The 5466-nt window shown below is 43.3% G+C and carries 6 protein-coding genes; 4 read left to right on the top strand and 2 right to left on the bottom strand.

Annotation, left to right across the window (positions count from 1 at the left end; genetic code table 11):
- Positions 1-879: hypothetical protein (locus BP896_RS03355; protein WP_291765634.1), on the bottom strand; the 879-nt coding region annotated here is incomplete at its 3' end.
- 100 nt (positions 880-979) lie between these two features.
- Here BP896_RS03355 and BP896_RS03350 point away from each other — a divergent pair.
- Entirely contained in the window at positions 980-1759 is a 780-nt protein-coding gene (locus BP896_RS03350) for an SAM hydrolase/SAM-dependent halogenase family protein (protein ID WP_291765632.1), read from the top strand.
- Here BP896_RS03350 and BP896_RS03345 read toward each other — a convergent pair.
- Complete coding sequence (locus tag BP896_RS03345) at positions 1740-2318, bottom strand: MGMT family protein (protein ID WP_291765629.1); 579 nt, start codon at positions 2316-2318, stop codon at positions 1740-1742. The genes BP896_RS03350 and BP896_RS03345 overlap by 20 nt on opposite strands.
- Positions 2319-2416: 98 nt before the next feature.
- On the opposite strand from BP896_RS03345, the gene BP896_RS03340 reads away from it, so the two are divergent.
- From BP896_RS03340 to BP896_RS03330, 3 genes are all read left to right on the top strand, one after another.
- Positions 2417-2707 carry a MoaD/ThiS family protein gene (locus tag BP896_RS03340; RefSeq protein WP_291765626.1) on the top strand — a complete coding sequence of 97 codons (291 nt, stop codon included), beginning with the start codon at positions 2417-2419 and terminating at the stop codon, positions 2705-2707.
- Positions 2708-2736: 29 nt separating this feature from the next.
- Positions 2737-3234: a hypothetical protein gene (locus tag BP896_RS03335; RefSeq protein ID WP_291765623.1), complete on the top strand. Its 498-nt coding sequence runs from the start codon at positions 2737-2739 to the stop codon at positions 3232-3234.
- A 273-nt stretch (positions 3235-3507) separates the two neighbouring features.
- A complete protein-coding gene (locus BP896_RS03330; RefSeq protein WP_291765620.1) occupies positions 3508-5406 on the top strand; it encodes a 2-oxoacid:ferredoxin oxidoreductase subunit alpha in 1899 nt (632 codons plus the stop codon).
- The last annotated feature ends 60 nt before the right edge of the window (positions 5407-5466 follow it).

Here is a 5466-nt window from a genome sequence, read left to right as displayed (position 1 = left end):
TGCTGATAAGCCATTACTACTCAGTAATACTGCCCAATTACCTAGTTGACTGCCTATGAAGCAATTAATAACATAGATTATTGAACCATTCTTAACATTACTGTAGCCTGTCGGCTTAACTATGCATTCATAATAATTGCCGTTAACCCTATATACCGCTGAGTCCCCTTGCTTAAGCAGGTAGTTGGTTAGATTTATTGAACTGTTAATGTACTGTAGGCTGTTTGTTAAGTATTGAATCCATGCATAATCCCCACTACCACTCTTCTGGTATGTATAGCCGCCTGGGCCATTGACGCTAACAGTGGCGCTCCATGGAATGCCCAGTGAATCATTCGTAACCATTATTACCACTGAACCTCCTCCGCCATTGGGTGCTTGTGCTTCACCTGTACCATTACTATTGTATTCAGTAATGATCCACCTTAACGTTACCCAATTACATGTATTTGATGCTTGGGTTGGGCATACTTTAACTGATATGCCGCTGTAGTGCCCTTTAGTAACCATGATTAATGCGTGTCCAGGTTCTAGGAGTAGCCTACCGTTGATTATAATTGGATTACTGTGGTTAAGTACTGTGTAAGTTAAGTACCCTATGATTGAGTTTATGCCTATTGCCACACCTGAATTATTGGTTAATGCATATATGCCATCTAAGTATGCGCTAATCCTACCCAAGTTACCGAGCACTATGAGCGTTGAGTTACTTATCGTGAAGCCGTAGGCTTCAAGAATAACATTAGCTAACTCCTCATGAGCAATCAAGTAACGGGAGTAGTTACCGTAGCTAACTGAGGCGTAGGTTAATATTAGGGTAACCGCCACTATTGTGGTAATGAGTATTATCGCCTCCTCCACAGCCTCCATTAGCTGCATTAGATTAATGGTGAGGTTAATGATGAGTACGTAGGGTTATGTTTAATTTTGATTTTACCCTACTTGGGTTACTTTAAAAAGAAGCCCTTACCGCCCCCTCATGCGTGTAATAACGCTGCTCACCGACTTCGGTAATGGAGACTACTTCGTAGCATCAATGAAGGGGGTTATCCTAAGCATTAACCCTAACGTAGTAATAGTTGACGTAACCCATGATGTGCCATCCTTCAATATACGTAGGGCAGCCTTCATACTATGGGCAACCTACAGGTACTTCCCAAGGGGTAGTGTTCACGTGGCTGTTATTGACCCAGGTGTTGGGACGAGTAGGAGGGCTATTGCAATAATGAGTAGGAATTACTACTTCATAGGTCCCGATAACGGGGTCTTAACCATGGCTGCTGAAGATGATGGTGTGGTGGAGGTTAGGGAGATAAGCAATAGGAGTATTATGCTGAGTGACGTTTCATCAACATTCCACGGTAGGGACGTTTTTGCACCCGCCGCGGCGTATCTTGGGTTAGTGGATTTTAGGGATTATGGACCATTGGTAAGTGATTACGTTAAGTTAACTATGCCTAAGCCCATTGAGAGGAATGGCATTATTGAGGCGCAGGTGGTTTACGTGGATAAGTTTGGTAACGTATACACCAGCGTTAGGAGGGGTATGTTTAAACTAAGCTATGGCGACTACATTACGGTTAACGTTAAGGGTAGGGTGATTAGGCTTGGGATTAATAGGTCTTATGGGTACGTTAATAGGGGTGAAGCCACCGCCCTCTTCAATAGTATGGGCTTCCTGGAGTTGGCCATTAATGGTGGAAGCTTCTCCAGTGAGTATGGGTTAAGTGAGGGTGATGTTATTCAGATTGTTCGCTAGAGTGGTATTCGCTAATTAATGAATGGTAGTAATTATATATCCTATAGAAGTTATCCTTAAGTTCATTGGGATCCACGAAGTGATCCTTACTAACCTTCATTCCATTAACCTTAACGTCCTCCATGCTTAGCAGTAAAGCCTTAATACCCCTACCATCTCTATGCCATGCGCTGTACCCGCCTATTGCTCCATCCTTATTAATAACCCTGTGGCATGGAATAAGGACTGGCATTGGATTCTTTGAGGCGAATAGGCCAATTAACCGTGGGGTCATATTAAGGAGTTCAGCTAAGTCACTGTAGGAGGCAACGAAACCCCTCGGTATGGCAAGCATGGCGAGCATAACTAGGCCTAAATTATCATAAGGTATTTTAGCCATCCTAACCACTGTTAATGGGTCAGGTTCAGTGTAATCAATTATGTTAATGTTCTTGAATTTACGTAGGAATGAACTAATCCTAATTATGATAGTCTTATCCACTAAACCCTTAAAATCCCTGTGAACCAGAAGCCCCAAGTCACTCCCACCCAGCCTCCACAGTTGATCGTTATTTTTCACGAATTGATTCAATTTTAAGGCCTTAAAAAACAGTTACTTTCACTGAATAATGGTAATTACTCTAAGGTATGGTTTATAAACAGTAATGATGTGTAGTAATGGTGGAGGAATGCAGGGTTAAGGTTAAGTTCACAGGCGTACTTATTTCATTTGCTGGTTCAGAGTCACTTGATGTGAATATTAAATGTGGTTCAACGCTTAGGGAGTTACTTAGGCAATTAGCTAACGCTAACCCCAGGTTGAGGAGGAGGCTTGTTGAGGATGATGGCCTCTGGCCTGGCGTATACGTTGCCATTAATGATACCGACATTAGGCTACTTAATGGACTTGACACAAGGTTAAGCAATGGTGACGTGATCCTCTTCCTATCCTACATACATGGAGGATAATTTAATAAACCCAATACAGGTTAATTACAGTGATTGAACCAATTAGGCTTAGGCTGGGTGATGGTGAGGAGGCTCAATTCATAGCCTACACAATGCTCCTTGAGGAGCCGCTTAATGAGGAGGCATTGAGTAGGTTGCTAAAGGATATGGATGCCGACGTGTTCGTGATTATTGATGGTTCAACATCACCCACTGTGAGTGATTTACTCTATTACCTTTACCTAGCCCATAGGAACACCACCGACGGCGTCTCAATAGCCAGGGATGCTAATGTTGAGGCAATGCTTTACATACAGTGCACAACCCAGATTAATGAGGCTAAGAGGATTAGTAACCCATTGGGTAAGAGGCTTGTAACCGTAGCCGCCTTATCCATCGGGAGGAGTGTTAAGGTTACTCCACCGCTAAGTGACTTCTTCATTGGTTCAGTTAGTAGGCTTAGTGTAGGTGGTTGCAGTAGGGGTGGGGTTATTAGGATGATTATGGGGAGGGTTAGGGCTAGGCGCCTAATAACTAATGATAGTTAAGCGTTTAAGCCCCGTTGAGTTGCCTTAAGTGTGATGAACCCAGACGGCCCTGAGCTTGATGACCTATGCCAAGGCTGAATGATGTGTTTAAGGTAATGCCCAAGAAATTAAGTAATATTTAACGTAAGCAAAGAAACAATCTACATTAGTCCATAAATCATCTTTAGCTAAATCTATTTCATTGTTGACTTTTATGTGAAATATATTGCTAATAGTCAAGCAGTTTACTTAGAAAGATTTAAAAATATCAAGGGGATTATTTAGGTGAGGTTTATGACTGTTAAATTAACGTGGATGATAGGTGGGGCTCAGGGGAGTGGTGTTGATACGTCGGCAAGCATATTCGGTAATGCAGTGGCTAGGGCTGGATACTACATTTACGGTAATAGGGAGTACCACTCAAACATTAAGGGTAGGCATAGCTACTTCAACCTAACTATAAGTGACGTTAAAATGAATAGCCTATCCGATGAGGTAAACATACTGGCCACCTTTGACGCCGAGACCGTCTTCCAACACTTCACTGAGGTTAAGGACTACATAATATATGATAAGGCCCTTGAGGGCACTAAGATAAGTGCAGTGCAGAGTATGGAGCCTGAGAGGGCTGAGAAAATTGAGAAGATTCTCACCTCAAGTGGCTATGGTACATCAATAAAGGATGCCTTAAACTATGCAGCCAATAGGGGTGTTAAGGTTATTCCAGTTGACTACAGTAAGATAATAAGCGAGATTGCCGGTGAACTCAAGCTTCCAGTATCTGTTGTGGATAGGGCTAGGAACCTAATAGCCTCAGCAGTATCATTAAGGCTACTTGGCATTAAACTAGATTACTTAAAGGCAGCCATAAGGGTCTTCTTCAGGAATGAACTCTACATTAAGATGAATGAGAGGGCTTCAGAGAAGAGTTATGACCTTGTTCAACCAGCCTACAACCTATCTGAAATACCAGTTAAGGGGCATAGGGTTCAATTAGATGGTAATACGGCGGTGGCTATAGGTAAGATTGCAGGGGGCTTAAGGGTGCAAACCTACTACCCAATAACCCCAGCCGCTGATGAAAGCATGTTCATTGAGGATAACGAGGTCGTTGACGTCATTGACCCTGAAACCAAGGAATTACGTAAAGCCGGCGTACTCGTATTCCAATCAGAGGATGAGTTATCCGCAGTGAATATGGCTATTGGAGCAGCATTAACAGGGGTTAGAGCAGCCACGGCAACCTCCGGGCCAGGTTTCTCACTGATGGCTGAGGGTATTGGTTGGGCTGGTATGAATGAGGCGCCGGTAGTCATAACATACTACATGAGGGGTGCTCCATCCACCGGTATGCCCACTAGGGGGCAGCAGGCTGACTTACTCTTCGCCGTTAATGTTAGCCACGGTGAATTCCCAAGGATAGTTATAGCGTCTGGGGATCATGTGGAGGCCTTCTGGGATGCAATATGGTCACTTAACCTAGCTGAACGCTATCAAACCCCAGTAATACACCTAGTTGATAAGTTCCTGGCTAACTCATACTCAATAATTGATGAGGAGGAGTTGGATTATAGGAGTAAGAAGATTATTGATAGGGGTAAGTTAATGTTTAAGGAGGTTAATGACTATAAGAGGTTTGAGTTCACTGATGATGGTATATCACCAAGGGTCCCATTGGGCTATGCAGTAATGCATTACAGTGGTGATGAGCATAATGAGTACGGTATAATAACGGAGGAGAGTGAGAATAGGATTAGGATGTATGAGAAGAGGCTTAGGAAGCTTGAGACAGCTGATAGGGAGATTCCAGAGGAGCAGAGGCTTAAGGTTTACGGTGATGAATCCGACATTGCAGTAGTCACGTGGGGTTCACCAAAGGGCCCAGCCGTTGATGCCTTACAGGAATTGAAGAGTGAGGGCATTAATATTCAGGTGATTCAAGTTAGGATGTTTAACCCATATCCAAGAAACCTCATTAGGAAGCTACTTGAGGGTAAGAAAATGATCATTAACCTTGAAGCCAATTACACTGCCCAAGCGGCTCAATTAATGAAGCTTAATGCCGGTATTGAACCAACCCACTACGTACTTAAGTGGAATGGTAGGCCAATAACTAGGACTGAGGTTAAGTGGGCTATTAAACACATTTTAAGCACAAATGAGAAGAAGGTGGTCCTAAGTGGCGGTGCTTAAGGTCTCACTCAGCCCCCAGGAGTATAGGGGTAAGAAGTGGGTTGATTGGTGTCCTGGTTG

The organism is Caldivirga sp. UBA161, assembly GCF_002506515.1.
In the GTDB taxonomy this organism is placed as follows: Archaea; Thermoproteota; Thermoprotei; order Thermoproteales; family Thermocladiaceae; genus Caldivirga.
Note: the sequence above shows the minus strand (reverse complement) of the source record. Positions and strands in the feature narration are given on the sequence as shown.